At 71.2% G+C, this 907-nt stretch carries 1 protein-coding gene; it reads right to left on the reverse strand.

From position 1 onward, the window contains the following. Nucleotides 1-23: 23 nt before the first annotated feature. The coding region (locus G3436_RS19330) for a CoA transferase (RefSeq protein WP_178116527.1) at nt 24-907 on the reverse strand (884 nt) is incomplete at its 5' end.

Below are 907 nucleotides of genomic sequence, written 5' to 3' on the forward strand. Positions count from 1 at the left end.
TGCCAGCGAAGAGGCCAGAGGTGTTACCACTGTGGCTTGGCCGACCCCAGCTCACACGCCCCACGCGTCCACACCAGTGGCGCCCCGTCCACCCGCAATGGCGCCTTGAGCCGCTGTGCCGGCCCCCAGGGCGTCTGCTCCAGCGGCTCGGCGCGATCCGCTTCGGTCTCGGCCGCCAGCGGCAGATCCTCCACCAGCGTACCCTGGTCCACCAGCAACCTGGCCGTGCGTGCCAGCGACAGGCGCGCCGAACCGCCACAGCCGCTGCGCAGGCGCGTGTCCAGCGCCATGATCGCCGCCGCCGCCATCAGGTAACCGGTGGCATGGTCCAGCGCCTGCACCGGCAACGGTACAGGACGCTCGCCCTGTTGCCAGCGCATGCCCTCGCGGGCAATACCGCAACTCATCTGCACCAGGCTGTCGAAACCGCGTCGATGCTGCCACGGGCCGCTCCAGCCATAGGCATTGAGGCTCACGTCGATCAGCCCGGGGTTGAGGTCGCGACGCTGCTGCGGCCCGTAACCGAGCTGCGCCAGTGCATCGGCACGGTAGCCGTGCAGCAGGATGTCGGCCTGTGCCAGCAACCCCTCGAACACCGCACGATCCGGCGCGGCGCGCAGGTCGAGGCGTGCGCAGCGCTTGCCCAGGGTCACTTCGGCGACCACCGCGGGTTCCTCCCAGCCGGGTGGATCGAGGCGCAGCACCTCAGCGCCAAACCCGGCCAGCAGGCGGCTGGCAGTGGGGCCGGCGAGTATGCGGGTGAGGTCCAGCACCTTGACCCCGGCCAGCGGACGCGCCGGGCTGCCAGCCCACGCCGGTGTACGGCCAGGGGCGTGCTGTTCGCGCAGCACCAGTGGTTCGGCGTTCACCGCCTGGCCTTGCGGGTGGGCCGACCACTGGTGCCAGC

The organism is Pseudomonas brassicae (genome assembly GCF_010671725.1).
In the GTDB taxonomy this organism is placed as follows: domain Bacteria; phylum Pseudomonadota; class Gammaproteobacteria; order Pseudomonadales; family Pseudomonadaceae; genus Aquipseudomonas; species Aquipseudomonas brassicae.